Origin of the sequence: Sedimentitalea sediminis, from assembly GCF_042687825.1 — a bacterium.
GTDB lineage: Bacteria > Pseudomonadota > Alphaproteobacteria > Rhodobacterales > Rhodobacteraceae > Sedimentitalea.
On sequence record NZ_JBHUQE010000005.1, the window covers coordinates 75,939 to 101,047 of the forward strand.

The window sequence follows — 25,109 nt, forward strand, 5'->3', positions numbered from 1 at the left end:
CAAACCGCTTCTACAGTCCGAAACCGGAAAACGGCAGGAACCGGACAGGATCGCCGGGCCGGATGTGACAGGCGCCGTCGCCGATTTCGACCAGCCCCTCGGCCCAGCTGAGGCCGCTGATGCGGCCCGATCCCTCTGAGGCAAAGACCTGGGCGCGCCCGTCCCGGATCCGGGCACGCAGATATTCGCGGCGGCCCGGCTTCTTGCGTTTCTCGAAATCCGCCGGCACGTCGAACGCAGGCGGAGCCTGCCAGCCAGCCCCGGCCAGCAGGCCCATGGCCGGGCGCGCAAAAATCAGGGTGCAGACCATCGCCGCCACCGGGTTGCCCGGCAGGCCGAAGACCGGCGTGCCGCGCCACAGGCCCAGGGCCAGCGGGCGCCCGGGCTTCATCGCGATCCGCCATTCCTGCATCGCGCCGGCCTCGGTCAACAGGGCCGATACATGGTCCTCGTCGCCCGCCGACGCGCCGCCGCTGGTCAGGATCACGTCGGCCCGGTCCGCCGCCGCATCCAGGCAAGCCCGCAGGGCGGCCCGGTCATCCGCGGCCCGGCCCATATCCACCGGCGCAAAGCCGAACCGCGCGGCCATCGCCAACAGCATCGGCCGGTTGGCGTCATGGATCTGTCCCGGTCCGGCGGCAGCCCCCGGCTCGACCAGTTCGTCACCGGTGGACAGCACCGCCACCCGCAACCGGTGGCGCACCGCCACCCGCGCCACACCGACCGCCGAGAGCAGCGCCAGATCGGCCGGTGTCAGCACCCGACCCGCCGACAGGGCGCGCGCGCCGGCCTGCACATCCTCGCCCGCCGCACGGGCATTTGCGCCGGCTCTGAGCGGGCCGTGAAAGGCGATCTGGCGACCATCGCTGTTGACGTCTTCCTGCAGGATCACCGTATCCACCCCGGCCGGCAGGGCAGCACCGGTCAGGATGCGGATCGCGTGGCCCGGCGCCACCGTACCGGCATGCGGCGCACCCGCCGCGGCCCGTCCCGGCACCAGCGGCAGCACATGCGCGCCCTCGGGCATCGCCCCGGCAAACCCGTAGCCGTCCACCGCCGAATTGGCCAAGGGCGGGTTCGAGCGCGCCGCGATCACATCCTCTGCCAGCACCCGCCCCAGGACCTGCGCCAGGGGCAGGGTCTCGGTGCCGGTGACCGCACTCAGACGGTCGCGCAACAGCGCCAGCGCATCCTCCACCGGGGTCCAGGCCACGCCGGCCGGCAGGGCAAAGCAGTCATCGCGCAGGGGCGGCGGGGCAATCCGGCCCGCTTTGGTGTCCGGCCCGCTCACAACCCCACCTCTGTCAGGATGAAATCGGCGATCGCGGCGGTGTCGTTTAGATCAAAGACCGGCCGGTCAAAGCCCGGCGGCTCGATTTCCGGGCGATCCAGTGCCCGCAGCGCATCGCTGGCCACCGCGCGGACCGTGTCGTCCCGGTCCGCGATCAACGCCGCCCCGGTGGCGGCGCGATGTGCCTCGATCTTGCGATGCGCGGCGCGTTTATACCCCTCGACCAGCACCAGATCCACCGGCGACAGGCGCCGCAGCAAGTCGTGCAGCGGCGGTTCGGCGGCGCCGCGCAGCTCGTGCATCAGCGCCCAGCGGCTGCCCGAGGCCAGTAATACCTCTTGCGCGCCGGCGATGCGGTGGCGGTGACTGTCGCGCCCCGGCTGGTCGATTTCAGCGTCGTGATGAGCGTGTTTGACGGTCGAGACCGAAAACCCGCGCCCGGTGATGTCGGCCACCAGCCGTTCCATCAGGCCGGTCTTGCCGGAATTCTTCCAGCCGGTCACGCCATAGAGCCTCATGAAACCTCGCCCAGCAATGTCGCGGCGGCCTGCAGGTCCGCCGGCGTGTTGACGTTAAAGAACGGATCGTGCCCCGAGGCCTGAAACAGCGCCTCGCGCGCGCCGTGCCGGTCAGTCCACAGCACCACCTTGCGCATGCCGTCCCGCAGGGCCGCCCGCAGATCCTCGCGCAGCACCACCGGCCACAGCCCAAAGGTCGGGTGCCGTACCTGCCCGCGCCGCGCATCCGGGGTCGCCGCCAGCACCAGCGGCACCGCCATGCCGTCACCGGCCGCCTGCAGGCGCGCCACCAGATCTGTCGGAAAAAACGGGGTGTCCGCCGCCGCGGTGACGATGCTGTCCGCCCCCTGCCCGGCGGCCCAGTCCAGCCCTGCCAGCACCCCGGCCAGCGGCCCGGCATAGCCCGGCACGCTGTCAGGCAGGACCGGCAGGCCGAAATCGGCGAACCGGGCGGCATCGCCATTGGCGTTCAGCGCCAGCCCGGAGACCTGCGGCCGCAGCCGCGCGATCACATGTGTCAACAACGGCTGTTCGCCCAGCATCAGCAGCCCCTTGTCGCCGCCGCCCATGCGGCTGGCCAGACCGCCGGCCAGGATGACACCGGGCGGCGCCGTCATCGGCCACCGCCATGCCGGACCGGCCTGCTGCAGAACCGGCCCGTCATGACCGCGCGCTCTGGCGGCGGTGCTTGCTGTCTTCGGGCGGCACCTGGTCCGGATCGGCGTCCCGGATCAGCCGTTCGTCGCCGGACAGGCAGACAAAGCGCTGGCCGCGCATGCGCCCGATCAGGGTCAGGCCGACATCGCGGGCGATCTCGACCCCCCAGGCGGTAAAGCCCGAGCGCGAGGCCAGCACCGGAATGCCCATCAGCGCCGTCTTGATCACCATTTCCGAGGTCAGCCGCCCGGTGGTATAAAGGATCTTGTCCGCAGCCCCCGTGCCGGTCTGCAGCATCCAGCCGGCGATCTTGTCGACCGCGTTGTGCCGGCCGACATCCTCCATATAGACCAGCGGCCGGTCGGCCTGGCACAGCACCGTGCCATGGATGGCACCGGCCTGCAGATACAGCGACGGGGTGCGGTTGATTCGCGCCGCCAGCGCATAGAGCCAGCTGCTGCGCACCGGGGTCTGTGGCAGGCGCACCGCCTCCAGACCCTCCATCATGTCGCCAAACACCGTGCCCACGGCACAGCCCGAGGTGCGGGTCTTTTTGCGCAGTTTTTCCTCGTACGAGGTACGGCGCGCGGTACGCACGACGACGGTGTCCAGCTCGTCGTCGTGATCGACCCCGGTGATCCGGTCATCGGCCTGCAGCATGCCCTGATTGCGCAGAAACCCCAGCGCCAGATATTCGGGATAGTCGCCGATGGTCATCGCGGTGACGATTTCCTGACCGTTCAGAAAAATCGTCAGGGGCCGTTCCTCGACCACCGAGATCGCCGCGCGCGCGCCATTCTGATCGACGCCCTGCACCGCCCGGGTCAGGCGTGGCGCCTCCGGGTCCGGCGCTATGATGTAATCCGCGACATCCGGTTTTGTAGCCAATTGAATCGCCTCTCGATCCTCGCTAGTGCAGACTGGGTCACATTAGGGGCTGAGCATGTCGACCACCACACCGAAATCCTATTTCTGGAGAGGCATCCGCGACAGCCTGCCCTTTGTGCTGGTCGCCGGCCCCTTTGGCATGCTGTTTGGCGTGCTGGCCACCGAGGCGGGGCTGAACCTGATACAGACCATGACATTCACCGTGACCGTCTTTGCCGGCGCGGCGCAGTTCACCGCCCTGCAGCTGATGCAGGAACACAGCCCGACTCTGATCGTGCTGGTCTCGGCCCTGGCGGTGAACCTGCGGGTCGCGATGTATTCGGCGGCGCTGACCCCGTATCTGGGCCAGGCATCGCTGTGGCAGCGCGCCCTGGCCGCCTATTTCACCGTCGATCAATCCTATGCCCTGTCGGTGGTGCGCTTTGAGACCGACCGGAACATGGTGCTGTCCCAGCGCCTGCGTTACTTTGCCGGCACCGTCGGGCTGATCGCGCCGGTCTGGTATGCCGCCTCGCTGACCGGTGCGGTGATGGGCGCGCAGATACCCGACAGCTGGGCGCTGGATTTCGCCCTGCCGATCACCTTTCTGGCAATGGTCGCGCCGATGTTGCGCACCCCGGCACATCTGGCCGCGGCGCTGGTGGCCGTTCTGACCGCGCTGCTGGCCACCGGCTTGCCCTATAATCTGGGTCTGCTGGCCGCCGGTTTCGCCGGCATGGCCACCGGCGCGCGTGTCGAGCAGATTCTCGATCGCCGAAAGTCCCCGGCATGACCGCCCCGCCGCCCGATCCGGTCACCTTGTGGACCGTCATCATCGGTCTCGCCCTGGGCAGTTTTGCCTTGCGGTTCGTGTTCATCGGCCTGATCGGCAGCCGCCAGATGCCGGACTGGCTGCTACGACATCTGCGCTATACAGCCGTGGCGATCCTGCCGGCGCTGGTCACGCCGCTGGTGGTCTGGCCCGCGGCGACCGACGGCCAGTCTGACCCGACGCGCCTGGCCGCGGCGCTGGTCACCATCGCCGTGGGAATGATCAGCCGGAACGTGCTGGCGGCGATCCTGGCCGGCGCCGGCACGCTGTACGGGCTGCTCTATCTACTGGGTTAGCGCCGCGTTGGTCTCGACCAGCGCCCGTTGCAGGTCCGGGCTGTCATTTTCGTAGTACCGGTCGGTGTGCACGCCCGGCACCTGTTCGAACTGCGTCATCAGGGTTTTCGGATACATCGTGCTGTCGATCGCCTCGAACCCCGGCACCTTTGCCAGCAACTTTGACGTGGCATTGGCGCAAAAGGCGCTGGGAACCGAGCCGTTGTTCAGCGCCAGCTGATAGGCGGTCTGGGCCTGTTCCGGGGACACCTCGATCTTCTGGCTGACCACGTGATAAGTGCTGCGCGCATGCGCACTGCGATAGGCCTTTTCGATATAGGGCGTGATCCCAAAGAGCACATCGTGCCGCTCGGGCGTGACATCCGAATAGAACGAGCCCGCCGGGTCAAAGATCACCCGCTCGGAGGCATTGATCATCAGCGCCGAGTGCGCGCCTTCGCCCGACCGGTTATTGATCATCGTGTAAAGGGTCAGAGACGGAGGGCCGGAATCGCGATAGCTGGCGGCGGCCACGGCCTGATCGTCGGCATATTGCTCGTTCACGGTGCATCCGGCGACCGCCACAGCCGCCACCAGTCCGCAGATCACACGGCGCATCGCGTCCCCCCGATCAGCGGGCAAAGACCGCAAGGAAAACAAGGACAAGCAGGATCAGAACCACTGACCAGGTGGTGAATTTCATGAAACCGTTAAACGTGTCGGTCTGGGTTTTGATGTCCATTTCGCCGTGTTTGTGTTCAGCCATATCGCCTGTTCCCGTTCGCGTTGGTTTTTCGTTGACTAGCGCAATTGCTTCTCTCTGTCACCACGTCAATCGCGGTGCCGGGCAATTCCGCGTCACTCGGGCGGGGCGGCCGTCAGGAAATCGCAATCCGGCCAGCCGAACCCCCAGCGCCAGGACAGGCCGGAACAGGGCGCGCCGCCCAGACGCACCGCCAGATACATCGCGTCCGCAATCACCTCATAGCCGGCTATCACGGTGGCGCTGTCGATGTCATAGGCCTCGGCCAGTTGGCGTTTCCGGGTCTCGCCGATATCGATCACACAGAGGCGCAGCGCCGCATCCGCCTGCAGGCGCGCCGCATAGCCGGCCTCGGCAGTGCCGCCGCCTGTGCCGTCATGATAGGCCGCATCATGCACGACACAGCAAGGCTCCCAGGGGGGCCGGTCCTCATGCGCCGCGGCAAAGTCCGGGAACCGCGCCGACACCATCCGCCAGACATCCGACAGGCCACCGCTGCAGCCATCGGTTGCAAACGGCGCCAGCACCGCATCGTCCCTGCCGATCCTTTCGATCAGCGCCTGATGCGCCCGCACTTCCAGCATCCGGGCCAACCCGGACTGGTCCCCGTTCCGGCCCTGTCCGCCGGTCTGGGCCGACACCGCCCCGGCCACCAGGCTCAGCGCCACGCCCAGCGCGGCAGCCGTGATTTCACGGCGAGTCATCGCGATACCCCCTTGCATTGCTCAGGCTCAGGCCCAGTTCCTCGCTCAGCCACAACACCAGCCGCTCGGGGGTGCTCAGTTCGGCGCGGATCTGCAGCACCTGGCGCGCCAGCGCCGGCTCGTCGGTGATCAACCCGTCAACGCCCATCGAAATCATCTTGGACATGTCCAGCGGGTCGTTCACCGTCCAGACATACAGATCCTTGCCGGCCGCATCGGTGGCGTCGACCAGTCGCGGCCCCGCCTGCCCCATGTTGACGGCGATGAAATCGCCCTCAAGCTTGGTCAGATCGCCAATCGCCGTGGCCGCCAGAACGCCGGTGCGCCAGTCCGGCTGCAGCGCCCGCATCTTTTGCACCGCCGGATACTTCAGCGACATGGTGGCGATCTGATCCGCCATCTGCAGATCCTTGACGATCTCGGCCACCCGCGTTTCCAGGGCCACGTCATGGCCATAGTATTTCAGTTCGATCAACACCTTGGAGCGGTCCCTGGCGGTCGTCAGAACATCGCGCAGCAGCGGAGTACGCTGATCCGCATAGACCGGGTCGAACCAGCCGCCGATGTCGATCCCGGCCAGATCGCCCATCTCGGCATCCCAGATCTTCAGATCGACCCCGGCCAGTTTCATGAAGTCGCTGTCATGCATCACCACGACCTGCCCGTCAGCGGTTTCCTGTACGTCGATCTCGACCCAGTCGGCCCCGTCACCGATCGCCTGTTCCACTGCGGCCAGGGTGTTTTCCGGCCGGCTGCCGGCAGCGCCGCGATGGGCGATGATCTCGACCTGGTCCTCGGTGCTGATCCGGTCCAGCAACTGCCCCGCCGAGCCAAAGCCGACAACCGCCAGCCCGGCGATCGAAACACCGGCCAGCGCCAGCGTGCGGCGAAACGATCCGGGCGCGCGTTCCGGTGCCGCTGGCAAAGGGGCGCCACCGTCAAAATAGTCATGCACCAGCCGCGCCAGCGCGCCCAGCGCCAGCGCCGAAACCACCGTATTGCCCAGCCCCCACAGTGACACCATGGCCAGGGTAACGGACAGAACCAGGCGCAGACTCTCGGCTGTTTCCAGCGGTATCAGATGCAGGGCGCCGCCGGCCAGCAGGCCCATCACCCCCATCAGGGCAGCACGCAACACGAGCCAGCCGATCATTTGCCGCTGCAGGCGCAGCCGGTGACCGGTCATGCGCGCCGCACTGCGGGCAAAGGCGGCGCGCGGCGCAGTGGCGTCAAACAGTATCAGATGCAAGGCCAGCGCCCAGCCCGACAGGCGCACCAGCAGCAGCGCCGCCAGCGCCAGCAGCAGCGCCGCGATCAGCGCGCCGGCCAACAGCGCCTCGGGGGGACGATAGGTCAGGTAATAGTTGATGTCGTACTCGCTCAGGAACCACCAGGCGATCAGCAGACCGGCCACCACAAACGGCAAGGACAGCGCCAGAACCCGCAGCACGAACAGGATGGCGAACACCACCAGCGGCCGCGCCCGGCGCAGAACCGCCCAAAAGGCGGCCCGGGCGGCGATCAGACTGTCCGCCCCCCCGCCCCGCCAGATCGCCGCCATGACCGCAAAGCCCAGAACCTCGACCACCAGCAGCAGCCCCAGCACGACGGTGGCCGCGACAAACCCGGCAGGGGTCAGCAGAAACCCGGCAATGTCCTGATCGGTCAGCGCCGCCTGATCCGAGAGCGACACAGCGAAATTGATCAGCCCGCCCAGCAGCGGCGCCAGTACCGCATAGGTAATCAGGCGCAGAGCCAGATAGGTGACGATGAACACCCGGCGCCGGGACCAGGCCGTTTTGTAGGCATTGATGACGGTCAACAGGTCGGACATCACGCGCTCCGGAAATCCACGCCCCATTGAACCGAACGCAGAGGCCCCGGGCAAGGGTCAGGTCAAGATGAAGTCAGCCTTTTTCCAGTTCCGCCGCAAGCCGAAACCCGATGCGGTTGGCCGGCGCATCCGGGCTGGGCCGGGGCAAGGCGCGCAGCAACACGCTCAGCTGGCTGACATGTTGCACCAGCTGCGTGCGCAGCCCGTCGCCGTCACTGCCGTAAAAGGTGACGATGTCCGGGTCGTAATAGCCCAGCCCCTCGATGCGCAGCACGCCGATATCGCCGCCGACGAACCCCATGGCGACCTCGTGTTCGGCGTCCAGTTGTTTCTCGAAATTCTCGATATAGATGATCAGCCGCTCATAGGCCCACTGCGCCGGGCTTTTGCTGTCCACCGGCTGTTTCAGCCGTTCGGGCACCTGCGTCAGCCCGGCCCCGCGGCCCGGATCGGCATGCACCTCGCACATCTTGGGAAACACCTCGTCCTCGCTCAGCTCGGCGGTGGTGCTGATCTTGTCATCCATGTTTTCGCTCCTTGCTCTGATAGAGCCAGGCCCCGTCCTGGCGCCGGGTCCGGGTCACCAGCCCGGCGGTATACAGGTGATTGACATGGGCCACCGCCTCGACCAGCGCCAGCCCGTATTCCCCGGCCCCGATACTGCGCTTGAACAGGGTCGGGAAACAGGCGGCGGCGGGCTGCGGGTGCTGCAGGAAGTCCAGCAGGCGCCGCAGGGCGCCATGGTGGTTCTCGATCAGCTGATGCAGGCGGAACGGCAGGCCGTGAAACGGCAGCTTGTGGCCGCCCAGAACCAGTTGGTCGGGGTTGGCCAGCGGTCGGAACCGTTCGCAGCTTTCCAGCCAGCCGGTCAGCGGGTCGGCCTCGGGTTCGGTGGCGTAGACGCCGATATTCGGGCTGATCGAACACAGGATCTGATCGCCCGAGATCACCAGATTGTCGTCCCGGCTCCAGAAGGTGGCATGTTCCGGCGCGTGGCCGTTGCCGACATGCACGTCCCAGCGCCGCCCGCCCATCTCGATCACGTCGTCCTGCGCCACGCGGCGGAACCCCAGCGGCATCGGCGCCACCACATCGGCATAGTTGAACGGTTTTTCGACGCTGCGCTGGGCCAGGATATCCGGGTCCATTCCGGCGCCGCGCCAAAACGCCAGCGTCTCTTCGGGCGGGCGCGGCTGATCGTCCAGCCATAGCATCCGCGCGAACAGCCAGGCGGTGCGGGTCGCGACCAGTTCGGCACGGTGTTCGGTCTGAAACCAGCCGGCCAGCCCGACATGATCGGGGTGGTGATGCGTCACCACCACCCGGTGCACCGGCTTGCCGGCCAGCGGCCCGGCCAGCAGATCGCCCCAGATGCGGCGGCTCAGCCCGCTGGCCATGCCGGTGTCGATCAGCGTCCAGCCATCGCCGTCATCCAGCGCATAGACATTGACATGGTCCAGCTTCATCGGCAGCGGCAGGCGCATCCACAGCACACCCGGCGCCACCTCGATGGCCTCGCCGCGCCCGGGCGGCGTCTCCCAGGGATAGTGCAGGGCCGGGGCCAGATCGCCATCCATGCTCAGCCTGCCAGCTCTTGCAGATCGAGATCATACAGCACCGCCGCGCCGCATTGTGCCTGGCTCAGCAGGCCGACATGCTCCGGCAGCAGATGGGCGATGTAGAACCGCGCCAGCTTGTCGCGCGCCCCGCCCCTGTCGGCCTGCGCCGCGGCCAGGTGGAAATGGCCGCCCAGCACCCGGGCAAAGGCCCGCAGATAGGGCACCGCACCGGCAAACCGGTCGTTCATCTGATCCTGCGCCACCAACCATTCGGTGGTCTCGCGCAGCGATTCCGTCGCCTGCCAGACCGCCTCGGCCATCGCCGGGTTGTCGGCCCGCGCACCCTCGGCATGGGCTTCGATCTCATCCAGCAGCCGCATCGCGGCCTCGCCGCCATCCATCATCTTGCGTCCCACCAAATCCATCGCCTGGATGCCGTTGGTGCCCTCGTAGATCGCGGTGATGCGCACGTCGCGCGCCAGCTGCGCGGCGCCGGTTTCCTCGATATAGCCCATGCCGCCATGTACCTGCACGCCGGTCTCGGCGACAGAAATCCCGGTCTCGGTGCCAAACACCTTGGCGATCGGCGTCAGCAGCGCGGCCCGCGCCGTCCAGGCCGGGTCGGCGGTGGCGGTCTGCATGTCGATGGCGGCGGCACAGGCCAGCAGTACGGCCCGCGCGGCAAAGGTATCGGCCTTCATCGTCAGCAGCATGCGGCGCACGTCGGCGTGATCGACGATGGTGCCGCTGGCGGTCTTGCCCTGTTTGCGCTCCATCGCATAGGCCAGCGCCCGCTGATAGGCGCGTTCCGCCAGCCCGACACCCTGGCCGCCGACCCCCAGCCGGGCGTTGTTCATCATGGTGAACATCGCCGCCATGCCGCGGTTTTCCTCGCCGACCAGCCAGCCGGTGGCGCCGTCATATTCCATGACGCAGGTCGGCGAGCCGTGAATGCCCAGCTTGTGTTCCAGGCTGACCACCCGCACGCCGTTCTCGGCCCCCGGGTCGCCGTGTTCGTCCGGCAGCCGCTTGGGCACCAGGAACAGGCTGATGCCGCGCGTTCCCGGGGCCGCGTCCGGCAGCCGGGCCAGCACCAGGTGGCAGACATTGCCGGTGATGTCATTGTCGCCCCAGCTGATAAAGATCTTCTGGCCCGAGACGCTGTAGGTGCCGTCGCCATTGGGCACCGCCTTGCTGGACAGGGCGCCAACATCGGACCCGGCCTGCGGTTCGGTCAGGTTCATCGTGCCGCTCCATTCGCCGCTAAGCAGCTTGGGCAGGTACAGGCGTTTCAATTCGTCGCTGGCATGGTGTTCCAGCGCCTCAATCTGGCCCTGCCCCATCAGGGGCGCCAGTTGCAGCGACAGGCAGGCGGCTGCCATCATCTCGTTCACCGCCGTGGTCAGCGTCATCGGCAGGCCCATGCCGCCATATTCCGGGTCGGCGCTGATGCCGATCCAGCCGCCCTCGGCAATCGCCTTCCAGCCCTGGTCAAAGCCGGGCGAAGTGCGCACGACTCCGTTTTCCAGCCGCGCCGGGTTCAGATCGCTGCCCCGGTTCAGGGGCGCCATCACCTCTTCGCACATCTTGCCGGCCTCGGTCAGAATAGCGCTGACCATGTCCGGGCTGGCCTCGGCAAAACGGTCGGTTTCGGCCACCTGCGCAAAGCCGGTGACATGACTGAGCAGGAATTCATACTCGGAGATGGGCGCGCGAAAGGGCATGGCATTCCTCATGATCGATGAACGGAAACCGATGGGCTTGGCATTGCAGGTTACCACCGGTTATGGAAAAAGGACAATTCCATTCGAAACCACCTTGCCGGGTCACGCAACCCGAACGCAGCGTCAGAAAAGCCAGACCGATGAGCGGCACCAACACAGTGACATTGTCGACCTCGGTGGCCCACCTGGCCCAGGCCGCCAACCTGCTGACGGCGGGCGAATGCATCGCCTTTCCCACTGAAACCGTCTATGGGCTGGGTGCCGACGCCCGATCGGGGACGGCGGTGGCCAAGGTCTTTGCCGCCAAGGGCCGGCCCGCTTTCAACCCGCTGATCGTGCATGTGCCCGACGCGACCATCGCGCAACGTCACGTCATCTGGAGCGATACCGCCGACCGGCTGGCAAGCGCCTTCTGGCCCGGGCCGCTGACGCTGGTGTTGCCGCTGCGCGCAGAGCACGGCATCGCCCCGCTGGTGACGGCGGGGCTGGACAGCCTGGCCGTACGGGTGCCGGCGCAGTCGATCGCACAGCGCCTGATGCACATGTTCGGCGGTCCGCTGGCCGCCCCGTCGGCCAACCTGTCCGGGCAGATCAGCGCCACCCAGGCGCGGCATGTGCTGGCCGGCTTGCAGGGCAAAATCGCCGCCGTTGTCGATGACGGGCCCTGCCCGGTGGGGCTGGAATCGACCATTGTCGGGCTGACCGGGGACCGGCCGGTGCTGCTGCGTCCCGGTGGATTGCCGGTCGAGGTGATCGAGACCGCGCTGGGCCATACCCTGGCCCGTGCCGGGGACAAGGAGGGCGTCACCGCCCCTGGCCAGTTGCAATCGCACTATGCCCCCGCCGCCGCGCTGCGCCTGCAAGCCCGCTTCCCGCGCGCCGGCGAGCTTCTCCTGGGGTTTGGTCCGATGGATTGCGATCTGAACCTGTCGCAAACCGGAGACCTGACCGAGGCCGCGGCCAATCTGTTCGGACATCTGCATAAATTGGACCGGATGTCCGCGATGATCGCGGTCGCACCGGTGCCGGATCACGGGCTGGGTCTGGCGATCAACGACCGCCTGCGCCGCGCTGCCGCGCCGCGCGACACCTAGCCCGCGCGACAACCGACCCGCGCGCGTTCCGCGCGACATCCGACCCTGATTCAGGCGTGACCGGCGCTGGCCGACAAGGTCAGCGGGTCCACCCCCAACGATTTCAGCGCCCCGCCCCATTTCTCAGTATCTTGAGTGGCAAAGACCAGATCGCTATCGGCCTCGGTGGTCAGCCAGCCGTTCATGGTGATCTCGGCCTCCAGCTGTCCCGGCCCCCAACCGGCATAGCCCAGCATCATCAGGGCGCGCTCGGGTCCGCTGCCGACGGCGATATCCTCGAGGATGTCCAGCGTCGCAGTCATGCTGAACCGGTCCGACACCGTCATGGACTGCAGACTGGACGTATAATCGGGCGAATGCAGTACGAAGCCGCGCGCGCTTTCCACCGGGCCGCCGAAATGCACCGTCATGTCGCGCCCCGGCGGTTTCGGCTCGATGTCCAGCTGTTCCAACAGATGCGACAGGCGCACATCTTCCGCGGGCTTGTTGACGATCAGCCCCATCGCGCCCGAGCTGCCGTGACTGCACAGGAAAACCACGGAATGTTCGAACCTGAGATCGCCCATTCCAGGCATGGCAATCAACAGTTTTCCGGTCAGATCCATGTATCGTCCCTGCTCTTTATGTCTGCATTCCCCACCCGGTTGCCACCTCGGACCAACATGGCCTCAGCCCCGCTCTGGTGCAAGAGATAGATCGGTGCTGTGTCGATTTTGGCATGGCGTTGACCGGAAAGTGACTTGGCTTTTCAGGCGCGAGTGCCCAAGACTTTGGCATGATAAAACGATTTCTCACAGTTCTGACGCTGCTCGGCGCGTCGATCCTGCCGGCGGCGCCGGCTCTGGCGCGGAACGATCTGGGCAACCTGGTGCGCATCGAGGTGCTGGATGGGGGTATGACCGAACGCGGCACCTATCTGACCGCGCTGCGCCTGCACCTGTCGGATGGCTGGAAGACCTATTGGCGGGCGCCGGGCGATGCCGGCATTCCGCCACAGTTCGACTGGCGCCGGTCCAGCAATCTGGGCAAGGTCCATATCATCTGGCCGGCCCCGCTGGTGTTCGACCAGGGCGGGCTGCAGTCGATCGGCTACAGGAACCAGCTGGTTCTGCCCGTCGAGATCACCCCCACCGAACCCGGCAGGCCGGTGCGCCTGCGCGGCAAGGTCGAGATCGGCATCTGCAAGGACGTCTGCATTCCCGGCACCCTGTCCGTCGACCACCGGCTGGATGCCAAGGCCGAGCGCAACCCGGTCATCGCGGCGGCGCTCGCCCAGCGTCCCTATGACCGTGCCGAGGCCGGGGTCACGTCGGCCATCTGCCGCCTGACCCCGATCAAGGGCGGCATGCGCCTTGAGGCGCGGATCGACATGCCGGCGGCGGGCGGGCACGAGGTGGCGGTGATCGAACCGGGCAACGCCCGCATCTGGGCCTCGCCGGCACAAACCCGCCGCCAGGGCGGGGTGCTGATCGCCGCCAGCGACCTTGTGCATGTCGACGGGCAAGGCAGCTATGCGCTGGACCGCGCAGCGGTGCGCATCACCGTGCTGGGACGCGACCACGCGGTCGACATCCAGGGCTGCACGCCCGGCTAGGCATGACCGCACCCGTCCCCAGGATCGGCGCCATTGCCGTTGTCGTCACCACTGGTCACGTGCTGCTGGCCCGGCGCCGAAATCCGCCCGATGCCGGGCTGTGGGGGTTCCCCGGCGGCCATGTGGAACTGGGCGAGACCGCCCTGACCGCGGCCGCGCGCGAGTTGCGCGAGGAAACCGGCGTGCTGGCCGAGCCGCTGGAATACCTGACCAATATTGACGTGCTGCGCCATGACGCGCAGGGCAACGTGACCGCGCATTACCTGCTGGCCGCCGTGCTCTGCGATTTCGTCAGCGGCACACCGAGCCCCGCGGATGACGTCATCGAGGCCGCCTGGGTGCCGCAGGAGCAGGTGCGCGCGGGGACGCTGCCGATGAGCGACCAGGTGGACGTGCTGATGGAACAGGCGATCCGGCGCGATCAGACCCGGCGCGGCCCGCCCCGCGCATAACCCAGAACCGCCAGCAGCCAGGTCGCCAGCACGATCAGCGCCGCGCCGGGCACGAACACCGCCAGACCCGCCATCAGGGGATCATCCGCCAGCGCCGCCGGCAGCAGGGCCGCCAGCGCTGCGGGCAGGCCGCCTGTCAGTGCCGCCATGCCCATCGTGGCCGACAGCCAGACCGCCAGCAGCGCCCCGGCACCCGCGATCAGGGCGCGAAATGGCCCCGCGCCGGCCCGGCGCAGCGCCGCCAGCGGGCGGGCGATGTCGTTCTGCACCGCCACCAGCGCGGGCACCACCAGCAGCACCAGCACCATGCCGAACCCCAGCCCATAAACCAGGGTGATCACCGTCGGCTTGAGAAACTGCGCCTGCTGGCTCTGCTCATACAGCAGTGGCGCCAGGCCCAGCACGGTGGTCAGCGTCGTCAGCATCACCGGCCGCAGCCGGTCGGTGGCGCCTTCGATGATCGACGGGATCAGCCCGCGCTCGCGGGCATATTGGTCGATGGTCGTCACCAGCACGATGGAATCGTTGATGATGATGCCGGTCAGCCCCAGCAGCCCGACCACGGTGAACATGCTCAGCGGCACCTGCCACAGGTGGTGGCCCCAGATCGTGCCGACCAGACCAAAGGGAATGATCGCCATCACCACCAGCGGCCGGGTCCAGCTGGCGAATACCCAGGCCAGCACCAGATAGACGCCGGTCAGGCACAGGATCAGCCCGTTCCTTGCATCGCGCAGGAAGTCGCCCTCCTGCTCGCTGAGGCCGGAAAGACGCCATTCGACCTGCCGTTCGCTGGCGATGCGGGGCAGGATCGCGGTCTTCAGCGCGTCCTGAATCTCGGCGGCGCGCACCGGATCGTCCTCGGAGATGTCTCCAGTGACGGAAATCACCCGGATGCCGTTCTCGCGGCGCACGGTGGAAAAGCCGGTACGTTGCTGGACGCTGACGATATCGGACAGGGGCACGTATTTGCCCTGCGGCGTGCGCATATAGGTGCGGTCCAGAAAATTCGCCGTCAACTCGCCCGCCGGCAGTTCGACACGGATCGCGGCACTGCGCGGCCCCTCCGGGTAGGTCGCCGCCTCAAGCCCGTTCAGCCGGGCGCGCAGAGCCCGGCCCAGCGCGTCGATGGTAAAGCCCAGCGCCTGACCCTGCGCCGTCAGATCGAGAATCAGCTCTTCTTTGTCATAGGCCAGATTGTCCTGCACCGCGGAGACTTCGGGATAGCGCAGCAACGCGCTCTGCAAATCCTGGCTGGCGGCCTTCAGGGTATGCACATCGGCGCCATAGAACTGCACGTCCAGCGCATCGCCCCCCGGCCCCGAACGCCAGCCACGGAAGGTCACGATCTCGGCCATCGGATGCTGACGCACCCGTTCCTGCAGTTCGGCAACAAAGGCAAAGCTGGAATAGGGCCGCAGATCGGCGTCGATCAGCTCGATCGCGATACCGCCCAGCAGATCCGCCTCTTTGGTTTCGACGCCCGACAGGCCCCGCCCGGAATTGCCGCCGATCTCGGCAATTACGTAATTCAGCGGATTGACACCGTGACGGGCCTCGTATTCCCGGCCCAACGCTTCGGTGGCGCGCTGCATCTCGCGCATCATCGCCAGCGTGTCGGCCCGGCTGGCGCCCTCGACCATGGCGAAATTACCGGTGACCGAACCGCGTTCCGGCGCGTTGAAGAACCGCCATTTCACGTCGCCCCGGATGAACATCGCCAACTGGCCAGCCAGAATGGCGACGGCAGCGGCCAGCACCACATAGCGCCCCCGGATCACCCAGACCATGGCGCGGCTGAACAGGTGATCGCGCAACCAGCGGAACCCCGCATTCACCGCCCGGTTCGGCCAGTCGTACCAATGCTGTTTCGCCGAATGGGCGATGGCATGGGACATGTGGTTGGGCAGAATCAGGAAACACTCGACCAGCGAAGCCAGCAGGACCGCGATCACCGTAAAGGGGATATCCGCGATCAGGTCGCCGAACCGGCCGCCGATGGCGACCAGGCCGAAAAACGCGATCACCGTGGTCATGGTGGCGGCAAAGACCGGCATCGCCATGCGCCGGGCGGCATTCTCGGCCGCCTGCACCGGGTGCTCGCCCAGCCGGCGGGCGCGGAAATCGGCATGTTCGCCGACCACGATGGCATCGTCCACCACGATGCCCAGGGTGATGATCAGCCCGAACAGGCTGACCATGTTGATCGTCAGACCGGCGATATACATCAGCGCGATGGCGGCAAACATCGCCGCCGGTATCCCCGCCGCCACCCAGAACGCGATGCGCGCGTTCAGGAACAGGAACAGCAGGCACAGCACCAGCCCCAGCCCCATCAGGCCGTTATCCACCAGTATGTCCAGACGGCCGCTGATCGCGGCCGCGCGGGTGCGGATCAGGTCCAGCGTCACCCCGGCGGGCAGGCTGGCCTGCATCTCGGCCGCCACCTGTTCGACCTGGCGCTGAATGCCGATGGCGTCGCCCCGGTCCGAGCGGTCGATGCGGATCGACATCGCCGGATCGTCACCGACGAAATAGCTGCGCTTGCGATCCACGCCCTCGACCCGGAGGGTGGCGATGTCCTCGATGGTCAGGGTCGAGCCATCGGCGTGCGAGCGCAGAACGATGCCGGCGATGGCCTCGGCGCTGCGCTTCTCGGTGCCGGTGCGCACCCGCGCATTGGCGCCGCCGACATCGCCCGCCGGGTCGGCATCGACCTCGGCGGCGATGGCCCCGGCGATCTCGGCCATGGTGATGTCATGCGCGATCAGCTTGGCCGACGGCACCTCGACCACGGTTTCCGGCGCCGCGACGCCGCGAATCGTCGTGCGGGTGACGCCGGCGGTGAACAGGCGGGTGACGAATTCATCGGCAAAGCGCGCCAGTTGCTGCGGCGCGACCGGGCCGGTGATCACCACATCGGTCACCCGGTCGCGCCAGGCGCCGCGGCGCACGGTCGGGTCCTCGGCCTCGTCAGGCAGGGTCGTGACCGCATCCACCGCCGCCTGCACGTCATCGGCGGCGCGCGCCATGTCCCAGCCGGGCTCGAATTCCAGCGCGATGGTGGCCAGCCCCTCGCGCGACACCGCGCCGGAGCTGTGGACCCCATCGACCGCCAGCAGGGTCGGTTCCAGCACCTGCACGATGGCACTGTCCACGTCTTCGGGTCCGGCGCCCTCCCATTCCACCTTGACGGTGACATTGTCGACGATCACGTCGGGAAAAAACTGCGCGCGCATGTTCGGCATCGCCGCCACGCCCAGCACCAGCATCACCACCAGCAGCAGGTTGGCGACCGTGCGGTGGCGGGTGAAATAGGACAGCAGGCCGCCGGCGGCGCGGGGAATATCGCGCGCCATGCCCGCCTAGCCCCCGATCCGCGATTCGATCCGCTGTACCAGCCGCGCCGGCACCCGGGCCTCGGCAAGTTGCCCCAGCAGCCGTGCCTTGTCGGCTTCGGGCATGCGGTCATTGGCCCGCACCAGCGCCACCAGCCGCGCCCGCCGGTCCGCGCTGAGTTCCAGCATCGCCTGATCCGGCGCCAGCTGCGCCTGATCGCGCAGGGGGCGCACGCGGATGCCAGCGCCCAGCAGCGGCGTGCGCCCGACCACGACTTCGCGCCCGTCCAGCCCGGCACCGCGCACCAGAATATCGTCGCCCTGCCGCCGCACCAGTTCCACTTGCAGCGATTCCAGCCGGTCATCCGCACCCAGCACCAGCACCGTGCCGGCGGCATCCAGCGCCGAGGCGGGCAGCCGGGCGACATTCTCTTGTGGCGGTTCGCGCACCGAGACGGTGACGAAATCGCCCGGCTTGAACCCCGCGGCACTGTCCAGCCCGGCAAAGATCAGCCGGCCGGACTGGCCGTCGCCGGCGACTGCGCTATCGCGGCTGATGCGTCCCGACGCCAGCAGCTCGCCGCCCCAGATGTCCAGCGCCGCCACAATCGGCGCCGACACCAGCGCGCCGTTGTGGTCCAGCAGCCTGGCGTATTGCGCCGTCGATATCCGGAACGCCACTTCCAGCGCGCCGGGATCGACCAGCAAGGCCAGCTTTTCGTTCGGCGACACCAGACGCCCCACGACCAGATCGACCTCGCTGAGCGTACCGTCAAAGGGCGCGGTCAGCGTGGTTTCCGCCAGATCGCGCCGGCCCGTCTCGACCGCTATGCCGGCCCGCGCCAGCCGCGTCGCCGCCTGATCGACCCGGGCCTCGGACTGGGCCACCGCCTGACGCCGCGACAGCACCGCCTGGCGCGCCGAGGCCGCGGCCAGTTCGGCCACCTCGACGGCGGCGGCGGTGCCGACACCGCGCGATTGCAGATCGGCCTGGCGCTGATAGGCCCGCTGCCGCAGATCCGCCTGCGCCGCCGCCGCCGCCAATTCGTCGCGGGCCAGAGCCAGCGATCGTTCGGCATCGCGCACCTCGGCCTGCGCATCCAGCAGGTCGTTTTCCAGCCGGTCCAGCGCCGATTGCGCATCCGCCGGGTCGATCTGCACCAGAACCGCGCCGGCGCGAACCTCGCCGCCCTCTTCGAACTGCTCGGCCAGCGCCACGATGCGCCCGCCCAAGGCGGTGCGCAGCTCCAGCGTGCGGCGGCTCTGGACCTGGCCAAAGGCCTGCATCTGCGGCGCGATGGTCTCGATGCGGGCGGTCACCAGGTTGACCGCAAAAACCCGTTCGCGGGCTTGCGGCGGCGCGCGGTCGGCACTCATCCGGGTCTGTACCGCCGAAACCACCAGGCTGACGGCATAGATCAGCAAGGCCAGCGTCAGGGACGCCAGGAACAATCCGACCAGACTTTGCCGCAAGAAACGCATCGCTTACACCTATGGGCCGCACAGCGCGGCCCTGTTCATAAGGTAGCGAGACACGGAAAAATGCCAAGCCACAAGGGTGTTAACGTCGGTTCGGTCTATTTCCGTCGCTGATGTTCCGTCAGACGCGGCATGATTTCGACGAAATTGCAGGGCCGGTGCCGGATATCCAGCTGCAGCGACAGGATGCCATCCCAGGCATCCTTGCAGGCGCCGGGACTGCCCGGCAGGGCAAACAGATAGGTGCCGCCGGCCACGCCGCCGGTAGCGCGGGACTGCACGGCGCTGGTGCCGATCTTGTCCATCGAGATCATCGTAAAGACGGTGCCGAACGCCTCGATTTCCTTTTCATAGACGTCGCGATGCGCCTCGACCGTGACGTCGCGCCCGGTCAGACCGGTGCCGCCGGTCGAGATCACCACGTCAATCTCGGGGTCGGCGATCCAGCGCCGCAACCGGTCGGCAATGCGGTCCCGTTCATCGGGCAGCAGCGCCCGGTCGGCGATCTGGTGCCCTGCCGCCAAGGCGCGGTCGACCAGCACCTGTCCGGACCTGTCCTCGTCCGGGCTGCGGCTGTCGGACACGGTCAGCACCGCGATGCGGACCGGGATGAATGTCATGGTTTCGTCTATGCGCGACATGGGTTTGGTTCGCTTTCCCTTGCTTTGCCGGACCCGGCGGCCCGGTCACGGATCGATGTCGAACCAATGCGCGACCGGGCCCAGATTCACAACCCGGGTCGCGCCGATCTGCGCGCTCTGGCCCCAGCTGTCATGGATATGACCGCACAGGGCCAGTTGCGGCTGCAGCCGCTCGATGGCCTGATAGATCGCCTCGGAGCCGGCCGAGACCCCGCGCGAGGTGCGGTCGACCGCGCCCTTGGGCGGCGCGTGCAGGATCAGGATATCCGCCGCCTCACAGCGCCCCAGCATCTCTGCCGCTACCGCTTCGGACAGATCGCACGACCAGGTGCCAAACGGCGTTTCGGGAACCGCATAGCCCAGACCGAACAGGTCCAGCCCGCCCAGACGGGTGCCCTGCCCGTGCAGCACTGTGGCGCCCTTGGGCGCAGCGGCCCTCAGTTCGTCCTGACTTTCGGCATTGCCCGGCACCAGAACCAGCGGTGCCGCGATCCCGTCCAGCAGCGCCATCGCCGCCGCCAGATCCTGGCGCATGTTGCAGAAATCTCCGGCGCCGATCACCAGATCGGCCTCGGAGCTGGCCGCGACGATCGCGGCGGCGCGGGCGGCAGAATGGTGCAGGTCGGAAAACGCCAGAACCCTCACGGTGCTGCCCTCAGCCGCGCCTGCAACGACAACAGATCGGCCCAGGCCTGGCGCTTGGCCGCGGGCTGGCGCAACAGATAGGCCGGGTGCAGCATCGGTAGCGCCGGGCGGTCATAGGCCTGGGACCAGGTGCCGCGCAGACGGGTGATGCCCCGTTTGCCCAGCACCGTCTGACAGCTGATATTGCCCATCAGAACGATCAGATCCGGGTCGGCCAGTTCCACATGACGGGCCAGAAACGGCTGCATCATGGCGATCTCGTCGGGCCTGGGGTCGCGATTCTGCGGCGGCCGCCAGGGCAGCACATTGGTGATATAGACCGACTCGGCCCGGTTCAGGCCGATCGCTGCCAGCATCCGGTCCAGCAACTGCCCGGCGCGGCCGACAAAGGGCCGCCCCTCGCGGTCCTCGTCGCGCCCGGGCGCCTCGCCGATGATCATCACCCGTGCCTCGGGAATACCGTCGCTGAACACCAGATTGCGCGCGCCCTTTTTCAACTCGCAATGCTCATAGGCCCCCAGCGCCGCCTGCAATTGCGCCAGCGACGTGGCCGCCCGGGCCGCCTTGCGAGCCACTTCGACGGCATCTTCGTCAGGCGTCAGGTGCGGCGTCATCGCCGGCCGCCCCGCACCAGCCGCCGCCGCTCTGCCGGTCGGCGCCGGTTGCGCGCCGGGTTTCGCCCGCGCCTGCCAGGGCGCGGTCTCGGGCAGGCCATAGCGGTCCACCGGCGCATCGCCGATCGCCTCGGTCGCCCCCAGTTCGATCTGCCAGGCCAGCAGGGCCCGGGCCTCGTGATGCTGCAACGTCGATTCCATGGCGGCCACGCTACCCGCTTCGCGGCTGCGACAAAACCGTCCGGGCCGGGTTTCAGCGAAAAATCCGCGTCTGCGGCACCGCGACGGGGCGGCACCGCTTGCCCGCGCCAAGGCGGCTTTCTATAAGGTGCCGACCACGATGCGGAGCGCCCATGTCCTTTGACCACCGCCACCTGCTGGGGATCGAACAACTGGCCCCCGGCGACATCACCACGATCCTCGATCTGGCCGAAGACTACGTGGCGCTGAACCGGCAGACCGCTAAGCATTCCGACGTGCTGTCCGGCCTCACCCAGATCAACATGTTCTTCGAGAACTCGACCCGCACCCAGGCCAGTTTCGAAATTGCCGGCAAGCGGCTGGGCGCGGATGTGATGAACATGGCGATGCAGGCCAGCTCGATCAAAAAGGGCGAGACCCTGATCGACACGGCGCTGACGCTGAACGCCATGCATCCCGACCTGCTGGTGGTGCGCCACCCGCATTCCGGCGCCGTCGACCTGTTGGCGCAAAAGGTCAATTGCGCGGTGCTGAATGCCGGTGACGGGCGGCACGAACACCCGACCCAGGCTTTGTTGGACGCGCTGACCATCCGCCGCGCCAAGGGGCGGCTGCACCGGCTGAACGTGGCGATCTGCGGCGACATCGCCCATTCCCGCGTGGCGCGCAGCAACATCCTGCTGCTGGGCAAGATGGAAAACCGCATCCGCCTGATTGGCCCGCCAACGCTGATGCCGGCCCAGATCGACCAGTTCGGGGTCGAGGTCTATGACGACATGAATGCCGGGCTGGCGGATGTCGACGTGGTGATGATGCTGCGGCTGCAGCGCGAACGTATGGATGGCGGCTTTATCCCCTCGGAACGGGAATACTACCACCGCTACGGGCTGGACGCGGAAAAGCTGGCCCTGGCCAGACCCGACGCCATCGTGATGCATCCGGGGCCGATGAACCGCGGGGTCGAGATCGACGGCACCCTGGCTGATGACATCAACCGCTCGGTCATTCAGGACCAGGTCGAAATGGGCGTCGCCGTGCGCATGGCGGCAATGGAACTGCTGGCCCGCGCCCTGCAGGACCGCCGGACCGGCGCGGCATGAGCGACGCGCTGACCATCCCCGCCGGCGAGACCGGCAAGGTCCGGGTCTTCGCCCTGGACATGCCCCCCGAGCGCGCGAAATTCCTGCGCGAACCCGGGGCCGCCGATCAGGTTCTGGGCCAGATTCCGGGCGGTGTGCCGCTGAACCCCGCCTATATCGAGGTGTTTCCGATCGCGGATCTGGAACAGCTGGGACTGGCCGGATATCTGCACGAAGGCTGCGGCATCCCCACCGACCAGATCGCCCCCGACCGCGAGCGGCTGCAGGCGCTTACCGGCCATGTCATGCTGGTCTATAGCCGGGCTTTCGATGGTCAGGCCACGCAACTGACCCCGGCCCCCGAACTGCGTCTGATCGGCACCTATGGCGAACCGGGCACCGACTGGCGCGCCCCGGCGCCGCTGAAAACCGACAGCGCCCGGCCGCGCGCCAACGCCGGTCAAGCACCGCGCGCCGCCCGGTCGCGGGCGCGGCGCATCGGTGCCGGCATCTTTGCTTTCTTCATGGCACTGATCGTGCTGACGCTGATCCTGGTGCTGACATGACCGAAACCGGGCAGCAGTTCACCGCCGACCGGCAGACGTATATCCAGAGCCATGTCAAGCTGGCAGCTCTGGCCATGGCCCTGGCAATGGCGGCGCTGTGGCTGCTGGACAACCCGCATGTCTGGACCGGGGCGATCGGTGGTCTGGCCGCCATCGCCTTTCGCGGCTGGTTCATGGCGTCCGAACAGCTGGCCGTGGTCTGGGAAATCCGCGACGGCGCGCTGATCGGCCCGATGCAGCGCCACATCCCGCTAAGCGACATCGCGACCGTGCGCAGCATGGCCAGTTTCGTGCAGGTGATCACCAAGCGCGGCGACAAGCACCTGATCAAGTACCAATCCGACCCGGCCGCCACGGTCGCGGCGATACAAAGGGCCTGCGCATGACCGCTCTGCTATTCTCCAATGCCCGGCTGATCGATCCCGCGGCGCGGACCGATGCGCCCGGCAGCCTGCTGGTCAGAGACGGGAGCATCCTGGCTGCCGGAGCCAATGTCGCCGCGCCCGAAGGTGCTGAAATCATCGATTGCGGCGGCAAGTGCCTGGCGCCGGGCATCGTCGATATCGGCGTCAAGGTCTGCGAGCCGGGCGAGCGGCACAAGGAAAGCTATCGATCGGCCGGGCTGGCGGCGGCGGCCGGCGGCGTCACCACCATGGTCACCCGGCCCGACACCACGCCGGCGATCGACAGCCCGGAAACGCTGGAATTCGTGACCCGGAGGGCCAATGCGGCCGCCCCGGTCAATGTCCTGCCGATGGCGGCCCTGACCAAGGGGCGCGCGGGTCGGGAAATGACCGAGATCGGCTTTCTGATGGATGCGGGTGCGGTCGCCTTTACCGATTGCGACCATGTGATCAGCAACACAAAGGTGCTGAGCCGCGCGCTGACCTATGCCCGTTCCCTGGGGGCGCTGGTCATCGCGCATCCGCAGGATCCGGGCCTGTCCGCCGGGGCCTGCGTCACCTCTGGAAAATTCGCCTCGCTGCGCGGTCTGCCGGCAGTCTCGCCGATGGCCGAACGCATGGGACTAGACCGAGACATCGCGCTGCTGGAAATGACCGGCGCGCGCTATCACGCCGACCAGATCACCACCGCCCGCGCCCTGCCGGCGCTGGCGCGCGCCAAACGCAACGGGCTGGACATCACCGCCGGAATCAGCATCCACCACCTGACCCTGAACGAGCTGGACGTCGCCGATTACCGGACCTTTTTCAAGGTCAAGCCGCCGCTGCGCTCGGAAGACGACCGCATGGCGGTGATCGAGGCGCTGCGCGACGGGCTGATCGACACGATCAGTTCGATGCACACACCGCAGGACGAGGAAAGCAAGCGCCTGCCGTTCGAAGAAGCCGCCAGCGGCGCGGTGGCGCTGGAAACCCTGCTGCCCGCCGCGCTGCGGCTGGTGCATGCAGGCCTTCTGGACCTGCCGGGCCTTTTTGCCGCGCTGGCACTGAACCCGGCGAAACGGCTGGGCCTGCCCTGCGGCCGCCTGTCGCCCGACGCACCGGCCGATCTGATCCTGTTCGACCCGGACACGCCCTTTGTGCTGGACCGCGCCACGCTGCGTTCGAAATCGCGCAACACGCCGTTTGACGGACAGCGGATGCAAGGCCGGGTTCTGGCCACTTATGTCGCCGGGAAACCGGTCTATCGGAGAGACTGATGCCGCCACTTGATTCGACCGTCAGCCAGCTGATCCTGTGGGCCCTTGTCGGCTATGGCCTGGGGTCGATCCCGTTCGGCATGATCCTGGCGCGCCTGATGGGACTGGGCAATCTGCGCCAGATCGGCTCGGGCAATATCGGCGCCACCAACGTTCTGCGCACCGGCAGCAAGACAGCGGCGGCGCTGACGCTGCTGCTGGATGGCGGCAAGGGCGCGGTTGCGGTGCTGTTGGCCCGCGCGCTGGCCCCCGAGGATTCGGTGCAGCTGACGGCGCTGGCGGCGTTTCTGGGCCATTGCTACCCGGTCTGGCTGGGCTTTCGCGGCGGCAAGGGGGTGGCGACCTTTCTCGGCATCTGGCTGGCGCTGGCCTGGCCCGTGGGCCTGGCTTGTTGCGCCACATGGCTGGCGGCGGCGGCGGTCAGCCGGATCTCGTCGATGGCCGCGCTGGTGGCGGCAGCGGCCTCGACGCTGTGGGCGCTGCTGCTGGGATATGGCGCGGCGATGCTGCTGGGCGGGATCCTGACCCTGCTGGTGTTCTGGCGCCACCGCGCCAACATCGCCCGTATCCGGGCCGGATCGGAACCCCGGATCGGCCAGCGCGACTGACCGAAACGCACATTCGTCCGATTGTTCGGCCAAACAGTCCCCAAATGGGTGTTGCAGGTTGTATTCACGATTTCGTAATCTGTTGTGAGATTCCTTGAGATTTTCACTTTT

General features: G+C 67.5%; 26 protein-coding genes and 1 pseudogene. 10 read left to right on the forward strand and 17 right to left on the reverse strand.

Going from position 1 to position 25,109, the window contains the following annotated elements:
• Nucleotides 1-10: 10 nt before the first annotated feature.
• From ACFMPD_RS06060 to ACFMPD_RS06075, 4 genes are read right to left on the reverse strand one after another with little or no spacing between them, the layout of a single operon-like run.
• Complete coding sequence (locus tag ACFMPD_RS06060) at nt 11-1,291, reverse strand: molybdenum cofactor synthesis domain-containing protein (protein ID WP_380992860.1); 1,281 nt, start codon at nt 1,289-1,291, stop codon at nt 11-13.
• On the reverse strand, nt 1,288-1,809 hold the full coding sequence (gene mobB / locus ACFMPD_RS06065) for a molybdopterin-guanine dinucleotide biosynthesis protein B (protein WP_380992862.1): 522 nt from the start codon (nt 1,807-1,809) through the stop codon (nt 1,288-1,290). Before mobB ends, ACFMPD_RS06060 begins: the two co-directional genes overlap by 4 nt.
• Nucleotides 1,806-2,426 carry a molybdenum cofactor guanylyltransferase MobA gene (gene mobA, locus ACFMPD_RS06070; RefSeq protein ID WP_380992864.1) on the reverse strand — a complete coding sequence of 207 codons (621 nt, stop codon included), beginning with the start codon at nt 2,424-2,426 and terminating at the stop codon, nt 1,806-1,808. The genes mobB and mobA overlap by 4 nt, the downstream gene beginning before the upstream one ends.
• Before the next feature lie 43 nt (nt 2,427-2,469).
• The gene (locus ACFMPD_RS06075; protein WP_380993023.1) at nt 2,470-3,360 is read right to left on the reverse strand and encodes a formate dehydrogenase accessory sulfurtransferase FdhD; all 891 of its coding nucleotides are present in this window, start codon (nt 3,358-3,360) and stop codon (nt 2,470-2,472) included.
• Between the two features lie 49 nt (nt 3,361-3,409).
• Here ACFMPD_RS06075 and ACFMPD_RS06080 point away from each other — a divergent pair, with 49 nt between their 5' ends.
• Nucleotides 3,410-4,126: an AzlC family ABC transporter permease gene (locus ACFMPD_RS06080; protein ID WP_380992866.1), complete on the forward strand. Its 717-nt coding sequence runs from the start codon at nt 3,410-3,412 to the stop codon at nt 4,124-4,126.
• Nucleotides 4,123-4,461, forward strand: coding sequence for an AzlD domain-containing protein (locus ACFMPD_RS06085; RefSeq protein ID WP_380992868.1), 339 nt, complete (start codon nt 4,123-4,125; stop codon nt 4,459-4,461). The genes ACFMPD_RS06080 and ACFMPD_RS06085 overlap by 4 nt, the downstream gene beginning before the upstream one ends.
• Here ACFMPD_RS06085 and ACFMPD_RS06090 read toward each other — a convergent pair.
• From ACFMPD_RS06090 to ACFMPD_RS06120, 7 genes are all read right to left on the reverse strand, one after another.
• Nucleotides 4,450-5,058 (reverse strand): hypothetical protein, encoded by a 609-nt coding sequence (locus tag ACFMPD_RS06090; protein WP_380992870.1) that lies wholly within the window; start codon nt 5,056-5,058, stop codon nt 4,450-4,452. The two genes, ACFMPD_RS06085 and ACFMPD_RS06090, sit on opposite strands and share 12 nt — an antisense overlap.
• A 13-nt stretch (nt 5,059-5,071) precedes the next feature.
• A complete protein-coding gene (locus ACFMPD_RS06095) occupies nt 5,072-5,206 on the reverse strand; it encodes an aa3-type cytochrome c oxidase subunit IV (protein WP_380992872.1) in 135 nt (44 codons plus the stop codon).
• A 92-nt stretch (nt 5,207-5,298) separates the two neighbouring features.
• The gene (locus ACFMPD_RS06100) at nt 5,299-5,907 is read right to left on the reverse strand and encodes a hypothetical protein (RefSeq protein ID WP_380992874.1); all 609 of its coding nucleotides are present in this window, start codon (nt 5,905-5,907) and stop codon (nt 5,299-5,301) included.
• Entirely contained in the window at nt 5,894-7,741 is a 1,848-nt protein-coding gene (locus tag ACFMPD_RS06105) for a glycerophosphodiester phosphodiesterase (protein WP_380992876.1), read from the reverse strand. The genes ACFMPD_RS06100 and ACFMPD_RS06105 overlap by 14 nt, the downstream gene beginning before the upstream one ends.
• A gap of 73 nt (nt 7,742-7,814) precedes the next feature.
• On the reverse strand, nt 7,815-8,267 hold the full coding sequence (locus ACFMPD_RS06110) for a DUF6173 family protein (protein WP_380992878.1): 453 nt from the start codon (nt 8,265-8,267) through the stop codon (nt 7,815-7,817).
• Nucleotides 8,260-9,318, reverse strand: a complete 1,059-nt coding sequence (locus ACFMPD_RS06115; protein WP_380992880.1) for an MBL fold metallo-hydrolase — start codon at nt 9,316-9,318, stop codon at nt 8,260-8,262. The genes ACFMPD_RS06110 and ACFMPD_RS06115 overlap by 8 nt, the downstream gene beginning before the upstream one ends.
• A 2-nt stretch (nt 9,319-9,320) precedes the next feature.
• A complete protein-coding gene (locus ACFMPD_RS06120) occupies nt 9,321-11,024 on the reverse strand; it encodes an acyl-CoA dehydrogenase family protein (protein ID WP_380993024.1) in 1,704 nt (567 codons plus the stop codon).
• A gap of 140 nt (nt 11,025-11,164) precedes the next feature.
• On the opposite strand from ACFMPD_RS06120, the gene ACFMPD_RS06125 reads away from it, so the two are divergent.
• Entirely contained in the window at nt 11,165-12,118 is a 954-nt protein-coding gene (locus tag ACFMPD_RS06125; RefSeq protein WP_380992882.1) for an L-threonylcarbamoyladenylate synthase, read from the forward strand.
• Nucleotides 12,119-12,168: 50 nt separating this feature from the next.
• On the opposite strand, the pseudogene ACFMPD_RS06130 reads toward ACFMPD_RS06125, so the two are convergent.
• Nucleotides 12,169-12,735, reverse strand: a pseudogene (locus ACFMPD_RS06130) (YqgE/AlgH family protein); the annotation flags it as partial.
• A 158-nt stretch (nt 12,736-12,893) separates the two neighbouring features.
• Here ACFMPD_RS06130 and ACFMPD_RS06135 point away from each other — a divergent pair.
• Nucleotides 12,894-13,712 (forward strand): protein-disulfide reductase DsbD domain-containing protein, encoded by an 819-nt coding sequence (locus tag ACFMPD_RS06135; RefSeq protein WP_380992884.1) that lies wholly within the window; start codon nt 12,894-12,896, stop codon nt 13,710-13,712.
• A gap of 2 nt (nt 13,713-13,714) precedes the next feature.
• Nucleotides 13,715-14,164 (forward strand): NUDIX hydrolase, encoded by a 450-nt coding sequence (locus ACFMPD_RS06140; protein ID WP_380992886.1) that lies wholly within the window; start codon nt 13,715-13,717, stop codon nt 14,162-14,164.
• On the opposite strand, the gene ACFMPD_RS06145 is transcribed toward ACFMPD_RS06140, so the two are convergent.
• The 5 genes from ACFMPD_RS06145 to ACFMPD_RS06165 form a co-directional block, all read right to left on the reverse strand.
• Nucleotides 14,134-17,523 (reverse strand): efflux RND transporter permease subunit, encoded by a 3,390-nt coding sequence (locus ACFMPD_RS06145; protein WP_380992888.1) that lies wholly within the window; start codon nt 17,521-17,523, stop codon nt 14,134-14,136. The genes ACFMPD_RS06140 and ACFMPD_RS06145 overlap by 31 nt on opposite strands.
• Before the next feature lie 6 nt (nt 17,524-17,529).
• Nucleotides 17,530-18,984 carry an efflux RND transporter periplasmic adaptor subunit gene (locus tag ACFMPD_RS06150; RefSeq protein ID WP_380992890.1) on the reverse strand — a complete coding sequence of 485 codons (1,455 nt, stop codon included), beginning with the start codon at nt 18,982-18,984 and terminating at the stop codon, nt 17,530-17,532.
• A 95-nt stretch (nt 18,985-19,079) separates the two neighbouring features.
• The gene (moaB, locus tag ACFMPD_RS06155; protein WP_380992892.1) at nt 19,080-19,622 is read right to left on the reverse strand and encodes a molybdenum cofactor biosynthesis protein B; all 543 of its coding nucleotides are present in this window, start codon (nt 19,620-19,622) and stop codon (nt 19,080-19,082) included.
• Nucleotides 19,623-19,667: 45 nt separating this feature from the next.
• Nucleotides 19,668-20,267, reverse strand: a complete 600-nt coding sequence (locus ACFMPD_RS06160; protein WP_380992894.1) for a metallophosphoesterase family protein — start codon at nt 20,265-20,267, stop codon at nt 19,668-19,670.
• Nucleotides 20,264-21,082: a uracil-DNA glycosylase gene (locus ACFMPD_RS06165; protein ID WP_380992895.1), complete on the reverse strand. Its 819-nt coding sequence runs from the start codon at nt 21,080-21,082 to the stop codon at nt 20,264-20,266. The genes ACFMPD_RS06160 and ACFMPD_RS06165 overlap by 4 nt, the downstream gene beginning before the upstream one ends.
• A gap of 152 nt (nt 21,083-21,234) precedes the next feature.
• Between ACFMPD_RS06165 and ACFMPD_RS06170 the strand changes: the two genes are divergently transcribed.
• From ACFMPD_RS06170 to plsY, 5 genes are read left to right on the forward strand one after another with little or no spacing between them, the layout of a single operon-like run.
• Complete coding sequence (locus ACFMPD_RS06170) at nt 21,235-22,182, forward strand: aspartate carbamoyltransferase catalytic subunit (RefSeq protein WP_380992897.1); 948 nt, start codon at nt 21,235-21,237, stop codon at nt 22,180-22,182.
• A complete protein-coding gene (locus ACFMPD_RS06175) occupies nt 22,179-22,727 on the forward strand; it encodes a hypothetical protein (RefSeq protein ID WP_380992899.1) in 549 nt (182 codons plus the stop codon). The genes ACFMPD_RS06170 and ACFMPD_RS06175 overlap by 4 nt, the downstream gene beginning before the upstream one ends.
• Nucleotides 22,724-23,113, forward strand: coding sequence for a hypothetical protein (locus ACFMPD_RS06180; protein ID WP_380992901.1), 390 nt, complete (start codon nt 22,724-22,726; stop codon nt 23,111-23,113). The genes ACFMPD_RS06175 and ACFMPD_RS06180 overlap by 4 nt, the downstream gene beginning before the upstream one ends.
• Complete coding sequence (pyrC, locus tag ACFMPD_RS06185) at nt 23,110-24,390, forward strand: dihydroorotase (protein WP_380992903.1); 1,281 nt, start codon at nt 23,110-23,112, stop codon at nt 24,388-24,390. The genes ACFMPD_RS06180 and pyrC overlap by 4 nt, the downstream gene beginning before the upstream one ends.
• Nucleotides 24,390-24,998, forward strand: coding sequence for a glycerol-3-phosphate 1-O-acyltransferase PlsY (gene plsY / locus ACFMPD_RS06190; RefSeq protein WP_380992905.1), 609 nt, complete (start codon nt 24,390-24,392; stop codon nt 24,996-24,998). Before pyrC ends, plsY begins: the two co-directional genes overlap by 1 nt.
• The last annotated feature ends 111 nt before the right edge of the window (nt 24,999-25,109 follow it).